At 67.4% G+C, this 16,976-nt stretch carries 15 protein-coding genes; 7 read left to right on the top strand and 8 right to left on the bottom strand.

What is annotated here, in order from left to right; all coding sequences use genetic code 11:
* Window positions 1–7 precede the first annotated feature (7 nt).
* A complete protein-coding gene (locus NGM07_RS22220; protein WP_253520565.1) occupies window positions 8–1,747 on the bottom strand; it encodes a cbb3-type cytochrome c oxidase subunit I in 1,740 nt (579 codons plus the stop codon).
* A gap of 113 nt (window positions 1,748–1,860) precedes the next feature.
* Window positions 1,861–2,289 (bottom strand): DUF7988 family protein, encoded by a 429-nt coding sequence (locus NGM07_RS22215; protein ID WP_253520563.1) that lies wholly within the window; start codon window positions 2,287–2,289, stop codon window positions 1,861–1,863.
* A gap of 211 nt (window positions 2,290–2,500) precedes the next feature.
* On the opposite strand from NGM07_RS22215, the gene NGM07_RS22210 reads away from it, so the two are divergent.
* The 4 genes from NGM07_RS22210 to NGM07_RS22195 all read left to right on the top strand — a co-directional run bounded on the left by NGM07_RS22210 (window position 2,501) and on the right by NGM07_RS22195 (window position 5,152).
* Window positions 2,501–2,749, top strand: coding sequence for a Sec-independent protein translocase subunit TatA/TatB (locus tag NGM07_RS22210; RefSeq protein WP_253520561.1), 249 nt, complete (start codon window positions 2,501–2,503; stop codon window positions 2,747–2,749).
* A gap of 150 nt (window positions 2,750–2,899) precedes the next feature.
* Window positions 2,900–4,327, top strand: coding sequence for a Fe-S cluster assembly protein SufB (gene sufB, locus NGM07_RS22205; protein ID WP_253520559.1), 1,428 nt, complete (start codon window positions 2,900–2,902; stop codon window positions 4,325–4,327).
* Between the two features lie 206 nt (window positions 4,328–4,533).
* Window positions 4,534–4,905, top strand: a complete 372-nt coding sequence (locus NGM07_RS22200; protein WP_253520557.1) for a DUF7344 domain-containing protein — start codon at window positions 4,534–4,536, stop codon at window positions 4,903–4,905.
* Between the two features lie 64 nt (window positions 4,906–4,969).
* A complete protein-coding gene (locus tag NGM07_RS22195) occupies window positions 4,970–5,152 on the top strand; it encodes a hypothetical protein (protein WP_253520555.1) in 183 nt (60 codons plus the stop codon).
* Between the two features lie 28 nt (window positions 5,153–5,180).
* Here the strand turns inward: NGM07_RS22195 and ggt are convergent, their stop codons facing one another.
* The 6 genes from ggt to NGM07_RS22165 all read right to left on the bottom strand — a co-directional run bounded on the left by ggt (window position 5,181) and on the right by NGM07_RS22165 (window position 12,216).
* Entirely contained in the window at window positions 5,181–6,845 is a 1,665-nt protein-coding gene (gene ggt / locus NGM07_RS22190; protein ID WP_253520553.1) for a gamma-glutamyltransferase, read from the bottom strand.
* Window positions 6,846–6,906: 61 nt separating this feature from the next.
* Window positions 6,907–7,119 (bottom strand): DUF6199 family natural product biosynthesis protein, encoded by a 213-nt coding sequence (locus NGM07_RS22185; protein ID WP_253520551.1) that lies wholly within the window; start codon window positions 7,117–7,119, stop codon window positions 6,907–6,909.
* A gap of 262 nt (window positions 7,120–7,381) precedes the next feature.
* Window positions 7,382–8,395 carry a DNA repair and recombination protein RadA gene (gene radA, locus NGM07_RS22180; protein ID WP_253520549.1) on the bottom strand — a complete coding sequence of 338 codons (1,014 nt, stop codon included), beginning with the start codon at window positions 8,393–8,395 and terminating at the stop codon, window positions 7,382–7,384.
* A gap of 126 nt (window positions 8,396–8,521) precedes the next feature.
* Window positions 8,522–9,841, bottom strand: a complete 1,320-nt coding sequence (locus tag NGM07_RS22175; RefSeq protein WP_253520547.1) for a hypothetical protein — start codon at window positions 9,839–9,841, stop codon at window positions 8,522–8,524.
* Between the two features lie 222 nt (window positions 9,842–10,063).
* Window positions 10,064–10,513, bottom strand: a complete 450-nt coding sequence (locus tag NGM07_RS22170) for a hypothetical protein (RefSeq protein WP_253520545.1) — start codon at window positions 10,511–10,513, stop codon at window positions 10,064–10,066.
* Between the two features lie 89 nt (window positions 10,514–10,602).
* Window positions 10,603–12,216 carry a uracil-xanthine permease family protein gene (locus NGM07_RS22165; RefSeq protein ID WP_253520543.1) on the bottom strand — a complete coding sequence of 538 codons (1,614 nt, stop codon included), beginning with the start codon at window positions 12,214–12,216 and terminating at the stop codon, window positions 10,603–10,605.
* Between the two features lie 749 nt (window positions 12,217–12,965).
* On the opposite strand from NGM07_RS22165, the gene NGM07_RS22160 reads away from it, so the two are divergent.
* The 3 genes from NGM07_RS22160 (at window position 12,966) to NGM07_RS22150 (ending at window position 16,713) form a co-directional block, all read left to right on the top strand.
* Window positions 12,966–14,075 carry a zinc-dependent alcohol dehydrogenase family protein gene (locus tag NGM07_RS22160; protein WP_253520542.1) on the top strand — a complete coding sequence of 370 codons (1,110 nt, stop codon included), beginning with the start codon at window positions 12,966–12,968 and terminating at the stop codon, window positions 14,073–14,075.
* Between the two features lie 191 nt (window positions 14,076–14,266).
* The gene (locus tag NGM07_RS22155; RefSeq protein ID WP_253520540.1) at window positions 14,267–15,529 is read left to right on the top strand and encodes a twin-arginine translocation signal domain-containing protein; all 1,263 of its coding nucleotides are present in this window, start codon (window positions 14,267–14,269) and stop codon (window positions 15,527–15,529) included.
* A gap of 224 nt (window positions 15,530–15,753) precedes the next feature.
* Window positions 15,754–16,713, top strand: a complete 960-nt coding sequence (locus tag NGM07_RS22150; protein WP_253521207.1) for an aldo/keto reductase — start codon at window positions 15,754–15,756, stop codon at window positions 16,711–16,713.
* Window positions 16,714–16,976 lie beyond the last annotated feature (263 nt).

Genomic DNA, 16,976 nt, shown 5'->3' with positions numbered 1-16,976 from the left:
ACCCTCCTCAGTCGTCCTCGCCGGTCGTGCTCGTGGTCGGGCCCGTGCGCGAACGGCCCCGGACGCGCTCGCGTTCGCGTTCGAACCGCTCCTCGAACCACCGCCACTCCCGCGAATAGAAGCCGGTCTCCTTGAGGTTCCACGGGTCGGGGTCGGTGAGTTTCTCGCCCTCGCGGTAGGAGTGGACCATGTTCCACACCCACAGCAACTGGGCGGCCGCGATGCCGTAGGCGCCCACGGTGGCGGCCTGCTGGAGGAGCGCGAACTGTTCGGGGAAGGCGGCGACCCGGCGCGGCAGACCCTCCATCCCCAGCATGAGCATCAGAACGAACGTGGGGACGGTGAACGCGAACGTGAGCCAGAAGTGGGCCTTCGCCGCGCGCCGGTTGTACATCCGGCCGGTGATGAGCGGGTACCAGTAGTAGTTAGCCGCGAACATCGCGAACAGTATCATCCCGACGAGGATGAGGTGGAAGTGGCCGACGACGTAGTAGGTGTCGTGGAGCAGGATGTCGACGGGGATGGACGCGAGGAACACGCCGGTCACGCCGCCGACGATGAAGTTCGCGATGGCGCCGACGCAGAACAGCATCGGCGTCGTGAGCCGGATGCTGCCGTTGTACATCGTCGTGATCCAGTTGAACGTCTTGACCGCACTCGGCACCGCGATGGCGATGGAGACGGCCATGAAACTGGCGCGAATTCGCGGGTCGATGCCCGTGGTGAACATGTGGTGGGCCCAGACGCCGAAAGAGAGGACGCCGATGGCCAGCGTCGAGTAGACGACGAACTTGAACCCGAACAGCTTCCGGCCGGAGAACCGCGGCAGGATGAGGCTGATGAGTCCCATCGGGGGTAAGACGAGGATGTAGACCTCGGGGTGGCCGAAGAACCAGAAGAGGTGCTGCCAGAGCAGGGGGCCGCCGCCCTGGGTCGCGAAGAAGGTGGTGCCGAAGTTACGGTCGAGCAGGAGCATCACGAGCGCACTGCCGAGCAGGGGAAACGCGAACAGCACCAGCCCCGAGGTGGTCAGCATCGTCCACGAGAAGATGTCGAGTTCGGGCCACGATATCTCGCGTTCGGTGAAGATGGTGGCGATGAAGTTGATCGCGCCCATCGTCGTGCTGATGCCCGAGAGGTGGAGGCCGAGCAGCATCACGTCTATCTGGCGGTTCTGGAGTTCGGCGGTCATCGGGACGTACATCGTCCACCCCGTCTCGGGGGGTTGGAGGACCTCGATGCCCACCAGGTCGGAGATGAGGCCGAACCGAATCAGCAACAGCGCGGGCGGCAACAGCCAGAACGCGATGGCGTTGATGCGCGGAAACGCCATGTCGTCGGCGCCGACCAGCGGCGGCAGGAAGTAATTCCCGAGGCCGAAGAGGACGGGCGTGGCGAACAGGAACAGCATCGTCAGCCCGTGCATTGTGAACAGGGCGTTGTACATCCCGACGCTGACGACGTTGGCCTCAGGGGTGAGCAGTTCCGTCCGGAGCATGATGGCGTCGGTGGCGCCCCACAGGCCCGCGGTCGTCCCGAAGACGACGTAGAGGACGCCGATGTCCTTATGGTCGACGGTCGTGAGCCACCGCGTGAGGCCGGGCGGCTTGTTCCGCAGTTCGTCGGGGAGGCCGACGTACTGGTCGATGATACCGTCGACGGAGGGGAGTCGGCCGCCGAACCGCAGGACGCCGGCACCGAGCAGGCCAACGCAGAGGACCGCCGTGAGGACAGTTAACACGTACATGGCTGTTTGACGACGCGCTAGTCGAAGTTTCACCGTTCCCCCCGAAAACGCTTATCGCCGTTTCGGTCCATGTAATTACGTCATCGTAATTCGGTACGAATCGGCGCGCTACCTCATCGAAGTCGGGCGCGGACCGCCGCGTCCTGCGTCCTCGCGGCCCGGACGTAGCGCGGCGGTCCGACGTTCCCGCCGCGTTCGACCGCGAAGACCTCGAACGCGACGACGAGTCGCCCGGCCGAGACGGTCGCCCGGAGCAGCGGTCCCTCGCTCGTCACGGCGACGTACGGGGGGCCAGCGACGGGCGTCGCCGGCAGGGAGAATCCCGCCGCTTCGACCACGCCCGCGAGCACGTCGGGCAGGCGCGCGAGGACGCCCGCCGCGGTGAGCGCATCGCGGAGCGGCGGCGCGACGTCTCGCCGAGACGTCGCGGCGTCGCCGTCCCACTCGGCGGCGACGGCGTCGGCGCAGTTCAGTACCGCCTCGACGGTTTCGGCGTGGGCGTCGAGGACGTGTTCTCGGGCGAGCGCGGCGGGGTCGGACACGTCCGGGCGTTCGCGGGCGAAGACGAAATCGCTGGCGGAGTTCCGCTCGCCACTCTCGTCGTCGGGAGAGCGGTCGCTCGTAGGTTCACCGGGGCAATTCGTTCGCACCGAAGACGCGGTGAGGGAAGCCGAACGTAGCCTCGCGAGGACGCGCCCCTATTTGAAGACTGGGGAAAAGCCTACAAGTGAGGGGCCGATGGTTCGAAGTACGATGGCGCTCGAAATGATTCCACTGTTCGGACCCGTGCCCGGCGGGATGGAGATGATGGTTATACTCCTCATCGCCGTCCTGCTGTTCGGCGCGAACAAGATCCCGAAGCTCGCACGCTCGACCGGCGAGGCGATGGGCGAGTTCAAGAAAGGACGACAAGAGGTCGAAGAGGAGCTTAGCGAGATGACCGAGAGCGACGTGGCCGCGACCGACTCCAACGTCGACGCGAACGTCGACACCGACGCGTAACGCACGACGCCTCTTCTGCCGCTTTCGTCCCCGTTCACACCCGACGCCCGAGCGACCGCGTCGCGGTCGCTCGCGCGTAACCACTTCCGGTTGCCTCGACCCCCGCGTCGACCCCGAGGTTAAGGAGCTTCGGCACCGAGTGTCGAGTACATGAGTACCGACGAAGAACTCCAAGAAACCGACACCGAGGAGCGTTTCGCGTTCAAGAAGGAGGAGAGCGCGGCGCTGAAATCGGACAAGGGCCTCACCGAGGAAGTGGTGCGGCTCATCAGCGAGGACAAAGGCGAACCGGAATGGATGCTCCAGCGGCGCCTCCGCGCGCTCGAGCACTACCAGAACATGCCGCTGCCGACCGACTGGCCGGGCCAACCCGACCTCACCCAGTTGGACGTCGAGGAGATCGTCCCGTACATCCGGCCCGACGTCGACAAGCGCGAGGGCGCCGATAGCTGGGACGACCTCCCCGAGGAGATTCAGGACACCTTCGAGAAACTCGGCATCCCCGAGGCAGAGCGGAAAGCGCTGTCGGGCGTGGGCGCCCAGTACGAGTCCGAAGTCGTCTACCAGAACATGCAGGAGCAGTGGGAGGAGAAGGGCGTCGTGTTCTGTAACATGGACGAAGCGGTGCAGGAACACGAGGACCTGGTGAAAGAGCACTTCATGACCTCCTGCGTCCCGCCGAGCGACAACAAGTTCGCCGCGCTCCACGGTGCAGTGTGGTCCGGCGGCTCGTTCGTCTACGTCCCCGAGGACGTCACGGTCGAGATGCCCGTCCAGGCGTACTTCCGGATGAACTCGGAAGGGATGGGCCAGTTCGAACACACCCTCATCATCGCCGAGGAAGGTTCGGAGGTCCACTACATCGAGGGCTGTTCCGCGCCCAAGTACGGCAGCCACAACCTCCACAGCGGCGGTGTGGAAGTGTTCGTCAGGGAGGACGCTCACGTCCAGTACTCGACGGTGCAGAACTGGTCGAAGAACACGTTCAACCTCAACACCAAGCGCGCCTTGGTCGACTCGGGCGGCCGCATGGAGTGGGTTTCGGGCTCGATGGGCTCGAAGGCCACCATGCTGTATCCGTGTTCCATCCTCAAAGGTCGCGGCGCATCTGCGAACCACATCAGCATCGCGTTCGCGGGCGAGGGTCAAGACATCGACACCGGCGCAAAGGTCTACCACAACGCGCCCCGCACCAACTCCACCATCGAGTCCAAGAGCATCTCGAAGGACGGCGGCCGCACCAACTACCGCGGCCTCGTCCACATCGCCGAGGGCGCAGAACACTCTAGCACGAGCGTCGAGTGCGACGCGCTGATGTTCGACAACGAGTCGACGTCCGATACCATGCCGTACATGGAGATCGACGAGAGCCGCGTCGACGTCGCCCACGAGGCCACCGTCGGCAAGATCGGCGACGAGGACGTCTTCTACCTCCAGAGTCGCGGACTTGACGACGACGACGCCAAGCAGATGATCGTCTCCGGGTTCATCGAACCCATCACCGAAGAGCTACCCATCGAGTACGCCGTCGAACTCAACCGACTCATCGAACTCGAAATGGAAGGCAGTCTCGGATAGCCGAGCGTTCGAGACGCCGAACCTCGACGCGCGTCGGGGCCTTGACGCTCGCCGGGACGGCCGGCGATGCCGGCCGTCCCGGCGAGCACTCAGCCGGTCGGTTTCGTCGGAGTTCGCCGTTCGGGGGGTGAACCGCGTCCGCGACTTTTGTACTGCATTAATAGTAATGCGATAGCCGTTTACTCGGCAAAGAGCATACGGTACGTATGGCCGAGGACTCGGTCGCGGACGCGAACGCGACCCGCGACGAAACGAGTCTCAGAGTCGACGAAACCTTCTCGCTTTTGAGCGACCGTTACAGGCGCCACGTTCTCGCCTGCCTCGACGGTCAGCCGGAACCGGTCCCGCTCGAACGCCTCACCGACGAGGTGGCCGGCCGGGAGTTCCAACAGCCTCCGGACCAGGTGTCGATGCTGAAGCGGACCGAGATCGCGACCACGCTCCACCACAACCACCTGCCAAAACTCGAGGCGGCCGGGACGCTCACCTACGACTCCGAGGAGGGGAAGGTGACCGAAATCACCATCGAGGACCCGCTCCGTCGGTTCCTCGACCAGGTGCGTCGCGACGAGGGGTGACCGAAACCGCCGCGGGATTCGCGCCACCGCAACCGAAAAGTCGCCGACGCTCGTCTGCTAGTTCGTGACGCTCCAGACAGACGCCGCCGGAGACGGTTCGCCGTCGTTTCGACTCGCCCTGCTGGCGCTCCTGTTCGCTATCGGCTACGTCCTCGGGTCCCGACGCGCCAAACGGAGCCGCCGGGAGCGACCGGAACGCGAACCGACCAAGATAACCATCGACGACGGCGGGGAAGTCGACGAGTAGGCGCGAACGAGCGGCCGCCGACCCGCGCTCAGAACCCCGCGGCGGTGCCGTCCTTCCGGGGTTCGGTCGCGCCCGAGATGACGTCCTCGCGCTCGTCGAGTCGCGTCACCTGCGCGCCGCCGAACATCACCGGCGGGAGGACGCGGACGTCGTGGCCCATCCGGGCGAGCTTCGACTGTACCGCGCCGTCGACCCGGCCCTCGACGGCCAGCGTACCGTCTTCGCGGTAGCGCCAGCGCGGGTGGTCGAGCGCGGCCTGCAGCGGCATATCGTAGTCGACGAGATTCGATATCACCTGCACGTGACCCTGCGGTTGCATGTAGCCGCCCATCACGCCGAAGGCCGCCCAGTCGTCCTCGGCGAACTTCGCCACGGCGGGAATCAGGGTGTGGAACGGGCGCTTGCCGGGTTCGAGGCTGTTGGGGTGGTCGGGGTCGAGCGAGAACGACGCCCCGCGGTTCTGCAGGGCGATGCCGGTGTCGCCGGCGACCAGCCCCGACCCGAAGCCCGCGAATCGGGAGTTGATGTAGGAGACGACGTTGCCCTCGGCGTCGGCCGCGGTCAGCAGGACGGTGTCTGCGTCCTCGGCGTTGGCATCCGGCACGCCGAACGAGACGTCGGAGGCGGTCTCGCCGACTTCCGCGGCCCGCTCGCGCGCGTACTGCTTCGAGGACAGCGGCGGAATCTCCTCGTACTCGGGGTCGGTGATGTAGCGGTGCCCGTCGTGGAACGCCCGCTTGGTCGCCTCCGCGAAGTAGTGGATGCGCTCGGACGAGTCGAGCGGGTGGTCGCCCGCGCCGAGTTCCTCGGCGATGTTGAGCGCCTCCAGGGCGACCAGTCCCTGGTTGTTCGGCGGGAGTTCGTATATCTCCGCGCCGTTGTAGGTGGTCGAGACAGGGTCCACGAACTCGGGTTCGAAGTCGGCGAGGTCGTCGACGGTCATGAACCCGCCGTGGCGCTGGACCTCTCCGGCTATCTGCTCGGCGATGTCGCCCTCGTAGACGACGTCGGCGCCCTCCTCGGCGACGGTCCGCATCGTCTCGCCGAGTTGCGGCAGGCGCATCCGCTCGCCGACGCGGGGCGCGCGACCGTCCTTGAGGTAGGCCTCGCGGGCGTGCGCCTCGGAGAAGAGGTCCTCGGCGCCGGTCCAGTGGGAGGCGATGACCTCCGAGACGGGATACCCCTCCGTGGCGTACTCGATGGCGGGTGCGAGCGCGTCGGCGAGCGTCAGTCGGCCGAGTTCCCGCACCGTGGCCTCCCACCCGCGGGCGGTTCCGGGCACCGTCACGGCGTGCGGGCCGAGGAACGGCATCCCGGCGTCCTCGACGTCGTCGGTCGCGTACCCCCGCGACTCGGGGTAGTACGCCGAGACGTCGTCTGCCTCCCGGAGCGCCCGCCGGACGTTCTCGACGGTCGCGTCGGCGGGCGCGCCCCCGCAGGAACGCATCGCGCCGACCTCTCCGTCGGCGGTCCGGTAGAGCGCGAACACGTCGCCGCCCAAGCCCGTGCTCGTTGGTTCGACGACGTTGAGCGCCGCGGCGGTGGCAACGGCGGCGTCGAAGGCGTTGCCGCCCTCGCGCATGATTTGGACGCCCGCCTCGGCGGCGAGCGGTTGGCTCGTGGCGACCAGTCCGTTCGGGGCGTGGACGGTCGAGCGTCGGGAGGTGAATCTGTCGAGGTCCGGGTCGGTCATGGGTGGGGCTACCGTGGGAGGTGTTAAAAGGTACGGGAAAGGGGCAGGCCGCAGAAGGGGGTCACGCGCCGCCGAACGTCATCACGAGGCCGAACAGCATCATTCCGACGCTCACGAGGCGGGTCAGCGCGACGTTCCAGCCGGCCGGTTCGACTTCGGAGGACTTCCGGGTACTGCCGATGGCGTCCATCGCTTCTCCGAACTTGGCGATCTTGTAGGGCCAGACGGCGCCCGGGAGGCCGAAGAGGACGAGGAGGAGTCCGAAGGGTTCCATGCTGTCGAGATTCTAACCACTCCGATAAGTACTTTCTGGACGGAGCGGCGGGGCCGGTCCGACTCGGGCACCATCTCGTCGGGAAGTAACCCTAACTGCCGGAGAATCGCGGGATGCTCGGAATCGACGCGGCCGCGTCGAGTCGTCGAAATCCGGGCGAAAAGCTTCCGATCGGGGGTGACGGGCCGTGTCCGCCAGTTACTCGGCGGTCACGCGCCGCGGCGGAGGTTCGAGCGGTTCCGACGGGGGCGACCGGGGCGGTTCACTCGGGCTTCAGGCCGCCGTCCTCGACACGCATGACCGCTTCGCCGTCGGCGAGGTTCGGCGAGTCGACCAGTCGGACGATGCGCATGGTCCCCTTGGACTTCCGGAGGTACATCCGGAACGTCGAGGTGTGTCCAAGGATGTTACCGCCGATGGGCTTGGTCGGGTCGCCGAAGAACGCGTCGGGGTTCGACTGGACCTGGTTGGTCACCAGCACCGCGACGTTGTGGAGGCTCCCGACTCGCACCAGGTCGTGGAGGTGCTTGTTGAGCTTCTGCTGGCGCTCGGCGAGTTTCCCGCGGCCGACGTACTCGGCCCGGAAGTGGGCGGTGAGCGAGTCGACGCAGACCAGCCGAACCGGCCACTCCGAGTCGGCTTGCTCCTTGACGAGTTCGTCGGCCTTCTCCGCCAGCAGCATCTGGTGGTTGGAGTTGAACGCCTTCGCGACGTGGATGTTCTCCAAGACCGATTCCAGCAGTTCGTCCTCGTCTCGGACCTGGTGGAGGGCCATCGCGTCGTGCTTGACCTCCTCGGGGAGGCCGCGGACCATGTCGTCGATGCGCTCGGGCCGGAAGGTGTCCTCGCTGTCGACGAAGATGGCGCTTCCCTCCGCCCCGCCGTGTTCGCGGGGAAGCTGGACGTTGACCGCGAGCTGGTGGGTGACCTGGGACTTGCCGGCACCGAACTCGCCGTACACCTCGGTGATCGACTGGGTTTCGACGCCACCCCCCAGGAGGTCGTCGACCTCGGGGACGCCCCAGCTGAGTTTGCCGATTTCGCCGCGGCGCCGGAGGACCTCCGTGCCGGTCTCGAACTTCCCGACGTCGGCCTCCTTGCGGGCGGCCTGGACGATGTCGGCGGCGGTCGATTCGCCGACGTCGGCGGTGTTGGAGAGTTCGCCGGGGCTGGCGACCGCGAGCGAGGCGTACGAGTCGTAGCCGGCTTCTCTGAGTTTCTCTTCGGTGGCGGGTCCGACTCCTGGGAGCACGTCGAGTTTCTCTGTTGCTGCCATCGACCGTCCTTGGAGGTGCGAGGAGATAAGGGGGCGTATACTGGAGAGTGAAAGTGAAAGTAGGCGCGGAGACGGCGGTTCGTACCGCCGGTTCTGCCCGCAGTCAACGGACGCGCCGCCCGGCCGTCAGGGGAGCAGTAGCCGCCGAACGTCGGCGGTGTGGCGGACGTTCTCCGACGCGAGGAGGTACATCGCGTAGGCCTCCGCGGCGGGGTACTCCGAGTCGAACGTCGGCGAGAGCCCGAGCGGCCAGTCGCCGATGACTATCTCCTCGCGGGGTCGGGCCAGCAGTTCCCGGGTGAGGGGGTCGTTCGACCCGTCGAGGCGGGTCCGCAGTCGCCTCACCGCGGTTCGCTTGGTCCGCTCCGCGCGCGCTAGATTCACCGAATTGTCCGAGAAAGCCCGGTAGAGCGCGTCCATCGCCGACCGGAACCCGCGGGCGTGCTGGAGGGCTTTGGCGTGTTCGACCGCCGCGAGCGCGAGCAGGCCCCTGCGGAGGGTTCGGGTCGGCGGGGAGGCGTCGTCGGCCCCGGAGTAGCCGTTGTTGAACAGTTCGTTCGCCGCCCTGTCGCGCGCCCCCTCGCCGTCGGTGAGGTACCGTTCGACGACCGTCTCTCGGTCGGGGAGCAGGCCGTCGATGCGCTCGGCGAAGTCCCGCCACGTCCGGTCGAGGTGCGCTCGGAGGTCGGTCGTGTTCTCCGCGTCGGCGAGGTTCGACCGGTGGGCGTCGTAGACGGCCCTCGCGTCGCCGAGCCAGCGTCGGCCCTCTATCGCGCCGCGGATAGCTTCGACGGCCTCGCGGTGGTCGTACTCGGACTCGCCGACCGACTCGCCCGAGAAGTAGGTGCCGCCGTGGGCGCTCATCCGGGCGAAGTGGACCGCCCGCTCGGTCCGGTAGAGGTACGCCAGACCTCGGCGCGGGTCGGCGACGTCGTAGGACGTGGCGTCGACGAAGTCGTTCGCGTCGCGGAAGAGCGCCTCCGACCGCTCGCGGAGGGCGTCGGCCTCGTAGTCCTCCGAGATGGCCTTCGCGGCGGCGAGCGACCACGTCCCACGGTTGACGCCGTACCGGACTTCCTTCAGCGCCTCCGTGGTCGGTTCGGCGTCCTTCGTCGCCGAGAGCTTCTTCCTGGCGCCGTCGAGGGTGCTCTCGAGCGAGCGGTCGAACTCCTCGGTTTCGCCGGAGACGTCCGAGTCGTCGACGTTCGCCCACGCCGACTCCGCGCGGTCGACGACGTCGCGGAGGTGGTCGCGCGCCGACGCGAGCGCGTCGGGCGCGACCGCCAGCGAGGTGTCGACCGCCGGGACGTCGATTCGTTCGATACGGACGCCGAGAACCGAGTCCGGCAGGGCCGTCGCGGGGAGGAACCGGTAGCCGGAGTAACTCGCGGCGCCGACGCCGGCGAAGCCGCCGAGGAACCGTCTGCGGGGGAGTCTGGAGGGCACGGGGTGTCACGCGCCACTGCGAGTCCGACCGAGAAATATTTTGTGAATCGGTTGGCGAACTGAACGGACGAGGTTAGCGGGCGGCGGTTGGGCTGTCGGCGAGAGCGGAGAGGCGGCGGTTGGTGAAAGCAGAGCGGCGAGACGCGGGCGACGCCGCGGCGGAACCCGCCGACCGTCCACGTCTCGTTCTCGTGGCCGCCCACGCCTCGTACTCTCGGCCGTCTACGCCTCGGTCTCCCGGCCGTCGGTGCTGGCCGCCGACCGGTCGGCGGCCAGCGCCGACTCGAACGCCGCCGAGAAGCCCTCGGTGTCGGCCGGGAACACCGACAGCGGCTTTGCGCGTCCGGCCACCTTGATGCGGACCTTCCCGCGCTTGCGGTAGGTCCAGTAGAGGCTCGCGGTGCCGAACGCCGCGAACGCGACGCCGAGCGGGACGCTCCGCGGAATCGAGTAGAGGCCGTAACCCACGAGCAGTGCGCTCAGCACGGCGAGGAACCAGTCGAGGTCCTCGACCGTGACCTCCGCCACGTCGTCCAGCGCCACCGCGGTGACGGACCCCTCGGCGTCCACGAGCACGCGGTCGTCGGTCAGCGCGACCGTCCCGCCGGTTCGGAGCGCCAGTCGCTCCCGGATTCGTTCGTCGCCGTCCAGCGCGTCGGCCACGTCTGTCATCGTCACAGCGTTGGGAGGCCACCGTATAAAAGGGCGGTCGTTGTGAAACGAGCGGCCGGTCGAACGCGCGAAGCGCCCGAGCGCGCCGCTCAGTCGGCCCGCGGCGCGGGTTCTTCCGGTTCGGACCCGCCGAAGCGGTCCCAGAACGACTGGAAGTCGCTGTCGTCCTCGGACATCTCCTTCATGGCGACGAGACCGCGCTCCTCGCGGGTCCCGTCGATGGTGTTGTCGAGGAAGAACGCGACGATGCCGCCGACCGCCATCCCGGTTCCGCCGATGACGAACAGCGTCGTCGAGACGAGTTCGGAGCCGAGGATCGGCCCGAGGACGGCGACGTTGCTCATCCCCTGCTGGAACGCGTCGGCGCCGCCGACCGCGCCCATGTAGCCGGGGATGGCGAGGCCGGCGAACAGTGCGAAGCCCACGATGAACACGTTCCGGTTGCTGTCGAGGTCCACGAACTGCAGTTGCGAGAGGCCCACTGCGACGATCTGGCCGAACATCGCGAGGTAGAGTCCGCCGACGATGGGTTCGGGGATGGTCGCGAACAGTTGGCCGACGTAGCCGACGTACCCCGCGACGACCATCACGACGGCGCCGATCTGGACGACGTGACGGCTGGCGACGCCGGTGATGCCGATGGCGCCGACGTTCTCGGTGTAGGATGTCGAGCCGTTACCTGTGCCCATGATACCGGCGAAGGCGTTTCCGAGGCCCTCCATACCGATGCCGTGGTCGATGCGCTTCTTGCTCGGCGCGCCCCGCCCGGCCATCCGCGCGACCGAGTGGTAGTCGCCGAAGCTCTCGATTGCCGACGCTAGCATCCCGGCGACCATCCCGATGATGAACGAGAGCCGGAAGTCGGGCATCCCCCACTGGAAGGGGTAGATGGGCTGAATGAGCGACGCGCTGGCGACCGACGAGAGGTCGACGTAGCTGACCGACCCCGAGGCGTACACGCCGGCGACCGACAGGACGGCCGCGATAATCCACGCGGTGCTGATGCCGAGTAGTACCGGGAACAGCCGGAAGGCGCGGTTGTAGGTGTCGAGATACTGCGAGAAGGCGACGATGAGCACGAGCGTCAGCCCGACCAGCCACCAGTTCTGGCCGGTCCCCGGAGCCGAGAGGTTCGGGTCCGTAATCTGGGGCGCGCTGAACAGCGCCAGGCCGATGAGTGCGATGGTCGGCGCGATGACGATGGGGCTCATGTACCGCTTCAACGCACCCATCACGCCGAAGTAGCCGATGAGCACCTCGACGAGGCCGGCCACGATGACCGCGCCCATCAGGTGTTGTAACATCCCCTGCCAGCCGACGCCCTGCGTCGAGAGCACGCCGATGATGGCGAGCGCGGGCGCGAGCATCGAGAAGGTGCCACCCTGCACGATGGGGTAGCGGTTCCCGATGGTCGTCTGAGCGAGTGTTGCGATACCCGAGACGACGAAGAACGTCCCGATGAGCCGTCCGACCTGGCCGGGCGCGGCCTCGAACATCCCGAGTGCGCCCGCGAGCGCGAGCGGGATGGCGACCGTCGCGCCAATCATCGTCAGGTAGTGCTGGAACCCCAGCAGAACGGACTCGCCGAGCGGTGGCTTGTCGTCGATGCCGTACTCGACGAAGTCCGACTGCTCGGAGTCGGGGTCGAGCGTCGGCCCCTCCGGTGCGATGTCGCCCTCGACGGGGTCGTCGCCGGCCGTCATGGTCGGCCACCCGTCGCCGCCGTGCTCACGATGCGTGCCGCCCGTTCTATGGTAATATTTCTCATGACGTCTCACCTACCAGTCGACAAACAGCATCTATAAATCCACCGGTGATTATTACCGGTGATATTCGAAGACGGAAAGGGGATGGTCCGTTCGATCGGTGTTCGAATGGACGTGTAACTAAGGCGAGAGTCGTACCGGGTCCGGCCAGGAGCTAATGCGTGACGCGAGACGGTGACGGTGTCGACGCTCGCGTATGAGAACACCGACGAGATCACCGACGCCCGGAAGACCGCGAGGAAGGCCAACAGGAGCACGAAAGCAATCTACGCGACCCGGTGCACGTCGTCGAATTCGTGTACTCTGTGGCCGTAATCGCTTCTGCAACCGCCTTCGAAACCGCGACAGCCACAACTACAGCAACCGCACCAGCGACCGCTACTTGCACTCCATAACGCACCAGCGACCGCTACTTACACTCGACAAATGAGTACCGCACAGCAACCGCCACCGCAAACCACATTCCTCCCCAACCGATTCGCTCGTTCGCTCCGCTCACTCACTCATCCCTCGCGCGACGAAGGCGCGGTCCCAAACCGCGGGACCGCGCCAGCACGCGCCGTGGCGGCGGTTCTCCCTCGAAACCCCCGGACGGTCCGGCACCCCGAAAGACTCGAAGGCGGATACTCGCACGAGACGTTTGCCCCGACGCGGCGATTTAAGCGTCTCACCGCGAACTACCGAACATGAAAGCGGCAGTGCTGCGCGACTACGGCGACCTCGCAGTCGAGGACGTCCCCGAACCCGACCTCGCTGACCATGGCGTCGTGATCGAAACCGAAGCCTGCGGCGTCTGCCGGTCCGACTGGCACGCCTGGAAGGGCCACGGCGAGTGGGCCGACGACCAGGTGCCCGCGGGCCAGATTCTCGGCCACGAACCCGCCGGCCGAGTTGTCGCGGTCGGGTCGGCCGTCGACCGGTTCCGCGAGGGCGACCGGGTCGCGGTCCCGTTCAACCTCGGGCGCGGCGACTGCGAGTACTGCCGGAACGGCCACGGCAACGTCTGTACGGACGGCATCGCGCTCGGCTTCGAGGCCGACGCCCCCGGCGCGTTCGCCGAGCGCGTCCACATCCCCTACGCCGACTACAACGCGGTCGCGCTCCCCCGGGGCGTCTCGGCGACCGAGATGGCCGCGCTGGGCTGTCGGTTCTCGACGGCCTACCACGCGCTGGCCCACCGCGCCGACCTCACCTCCGGCGACTGGGTGGCGGTCCACGGCTGCGGCGGGGTCGGCCTGTCCGCGGTACATATCGCCGACGCGCTCGGCGCGAACGTCGTCGCGGTCGACATCACCGAGGAGAAACTGGCGAAAGCCCGCGAACTCGGCGCCGACGAGACGGTCAACGCCGCCGAACCCGGCGGCGTCCCCGACGCGATTCGCCTGCTGACCGGAACCGACGGCGAGGGCGCCCGGAGCGGAAGCCGAGCGCCGTCGACCGACTCGGGCGGCGCGCACGTCTCCGTCGACGCGCTCGGGACGGCCGAGACGTGCCGCAACTCCGTCGACTGCCTCCGACCGCGGGGCCAGCACGTCCAGTTGGGCCTGACGACCGACGAGGAGCGCGGGGAGGTGTCGCTCCCGACCGACGCGATGACCCGCTGGGAGATCACCTTCCACGGCTCGCGCGGGATGCCGCCGACCCGCTACGACGAACTCCTCCGGATGGTCGAGCGCGGCACCGTCTCGCCCGCCGACCTGGTGACCCGGGAGGTCGCGCTCGCCGACGTGCCCGACCGCCTCGCCGCGATGGACGACTACGGCACGGTCGGGGTCGAGGTCGTCACCGAGTTCTGAGGCCCGGCACGCCGGCCGCTACCGGGACCGCGACTGTGAATGCGACCCGACCGCGACTGCGCCGTCTCGGAGTAGAGCGGGTCGCGGAGTTGGACCGTCGGTCCGACTCCGCGGCCGGTAGTCGGTAGTAGTCGCCGGTTAGCCTCGATAAGCAGAGTATACCTTAGTGGCATTCTAGAATACTGCGTCGCATGGGGAGAGAGAACGACCGACGAACGTTCCTCCGAGGACTCGCGGCGACGGGGGCCGCGACGCTGGCCGGCGGTCCGGTCGCGGCCGGCGGGACCGCCCAAGGCACGAACACCGTCGAGATAGTGAGCGAGGGCGGCGGGGTGGCGGCCTACGAGTTCACGGTCAGCGGGTCGCTCCAACAGAAAGACAGCGGCGACGAGGTTTCGGGCAACCGGGCGCGCGGCCACGTCGGCCCCGACCGCGGCGCCGACGCCTTCTCGTACTCTGGCGAACTGACGAGTTTCGCGCTCGCAGGCCCCGCGCGCGTGCTGCGGAACGACTACCGGGTCCTCCCGTCGCTGTATCCGGCACCCGACAGCGACCTCACGGCCGAGGACGTGCCGTCGCGTTCCGGGACGAACGTCCTCCGAATCGAGAGCGAGGGCGGCGGCTTCGCCGCCTATGAGTTCGAGGTGACCGGGTCGGTCCGACAGCGCGACGGCGGCGACCGGGTGTCGAGCGACCGGGCCGCCGGTCACGTCGGCCCCGACCGGGGCGCCGACGAGTTCGAGTACACCGGCGACGTGACGGAGTTCGCGCTCGTCGGTCCCGCGACCGCCTCCCTCGACGGCGACCGACTGACCCCGGGCAACGCGCCGCGAGGAGTCGCCCGCGTGGGCCCGAAGCGGGAGTTCACCGCGAGGCCCGGCACGACGGTCCTGTTCGAGGCGCTCGCCCGCGGCTATCGCGGCGACTACCCCGACGCCGTCTGGTACGTCGACGGGAGCCGCGACTACGGCCCCGATGCGTTCTACGGGCAGTTGGGTTCGAACGGTCGCCGCACCCACACGCAGACGTTCGACTCGACGGGAACCCACCGCGTCCAGGCCGCGCTGTACGACGACGGTCGGGCCGACGAGGAGGGCGCAGACCCCATCGGAACCGTCGAGTGGACGGTCCGGGTGACCGCGGACGGGAACCGACCGCCGACGGTCGAGAAGGTCGAACCGACCGGCGACGCCGTCACCGGCTCGCGCGACTCGACCGAACCGGTCGAGTTCGTCGCGCGGGCCGAGGATCCCGACGGCGACCTCGACCGCATCGTCTGGTGGATCGGCCAGTGCGACGAGGTGATCGAGGTTTCGGAACTCGACGGGTCGAGCGACACCGCGCGACTCACCTACGCGCCGAATTTGGGATGTCCGCTGGTCGCCCGCGCCGTCGACGAGCGCGGCGCGATGGCACAGTCGGAGGCGTGGCTCTTCGAATCGGACGACGGCTGAAGCTCGCGCGGAACGCGAACCTGCAACGGAGTCGACCGAGACGCGCCGGTCGGCGCGTCTCGGCCGACCGCGTCTCACCCGACCGCGTCCTTCTCTGTCGTTTACGTTTACGTTATCGAAAACGGAGAGCTAGGAGCTGATTCCGTCCTGCGTCTTCGACCCCGCGTTCCCCGTCAGTCTCCGCCACGCACAGAACTATGGGCGACGACGGCGACACCGCGAGCATGGAGTACGTCCGACTCGGTTCGACCGGCACGAAGGTCAGCGAAATCTGTTTCGGCACGTGGCGCTTCGGCAAGGAATCCGACGGCACCGTCGAAACCGACCGCGACACCGCTCACGACCTGCTCGACGCCGCCTGGGACCGCGGCGTGAACTTCCTCGACACCGCGAACGTCTACGGCGACCCCAACGGCACCGCCGAGGAGTGGATCGGCGACTGGCTCTCCCAGCACGACCGGGAGGACTTCGTGCTCGCCTCGAAGGTGTACTTCGGCTTCGCCGACGGGCCGAACGACCGCGGCCTCTCGCGCAAGCACATCCGGGCCCAGATAGAGGGCACCCTGGAACGACTCGGCACGAGCTACCTCGACGTCTACTACATCCACCGTTGGGACGAGGAGGCGCCCATCGAGGAGACGCTGAAGACGCTGAACGACCTCGTCCGGGAGGGGAAGGTCAACTACCTCGCCGCGAGTTCGATGGCCGCCTGGCAGTTGACCAAGGCGCTCTGGACCAGCGACGTCGAGGGCCTCGAACGCTTCGAGGTCACCCAGCCCCGGTTCAACGCCGCGTACCGGGACCCGGTGGCCGACTACCTCGACGTCTGCGCCGACCAGGACCTCGCGGTCTGTCCGTACTCGCCGCTCGAAGGCGGCTTCCTCACCGGGAAGTACGACCGCGAGGGCGACAACCCCGCAGGGTCGCGGGGCGACCTCTACGAGTGGAGAGAGCGGTTCGACGACTCCCAGTGGGACGTGCTGGAGGCGATAGAAGCGGTCGCCGACGAGGAGGGCGCGACGCCCGCGCAGGTGTCGCTGCGGTGGCTGGCCGACCAGCGGGAGTTCCAGTGCATCCCCATCGTCGGCGCGCGCACGGTCGACCAACTGGAGGAGAACCTGGGCGCCACCGACGTGTCGCTGTCCGACGAGCAGTTCGAGCGTATCCGCGAGGCCTACGAGTAAACCGTGAGAGCGACGGGTGATTCCCGTCACGACCGGACGCCAGGTTTCCCGGCCGCCTTCGAAGAACCGGAAAGCGCGTTCGAGCGTGTAGTTCGTAGTTGTATCGAACCAGGAGAAATAATTTCTTCTTAAGGTTTTTTGTTAATCCGTAGCTATTCCGAACACTTTCCGCCTAATCTTGAACTTCTTTCGGGAATTGCACCCTCTGGTTAGTAACTGTGGCTCTGTAATTGTTATTATTATTATTCTAGTTGAGAACCAAT

The sequence above is a fragment of the Halorussus vallis genome (assembly GCF_024138165.1).
In the GTDB taxonomy this organism is placed as follows: domain Archaea; phylum Halobacteriota; class Halobacteria; order Halobacteriales; family Haladaptataceae; genus Halorussus; species Halorussus vallis.
Note: the sequence above shows the minus strand (reverse complement) of the source record. Positions and strands in the feature narration are given on the sequence as shown.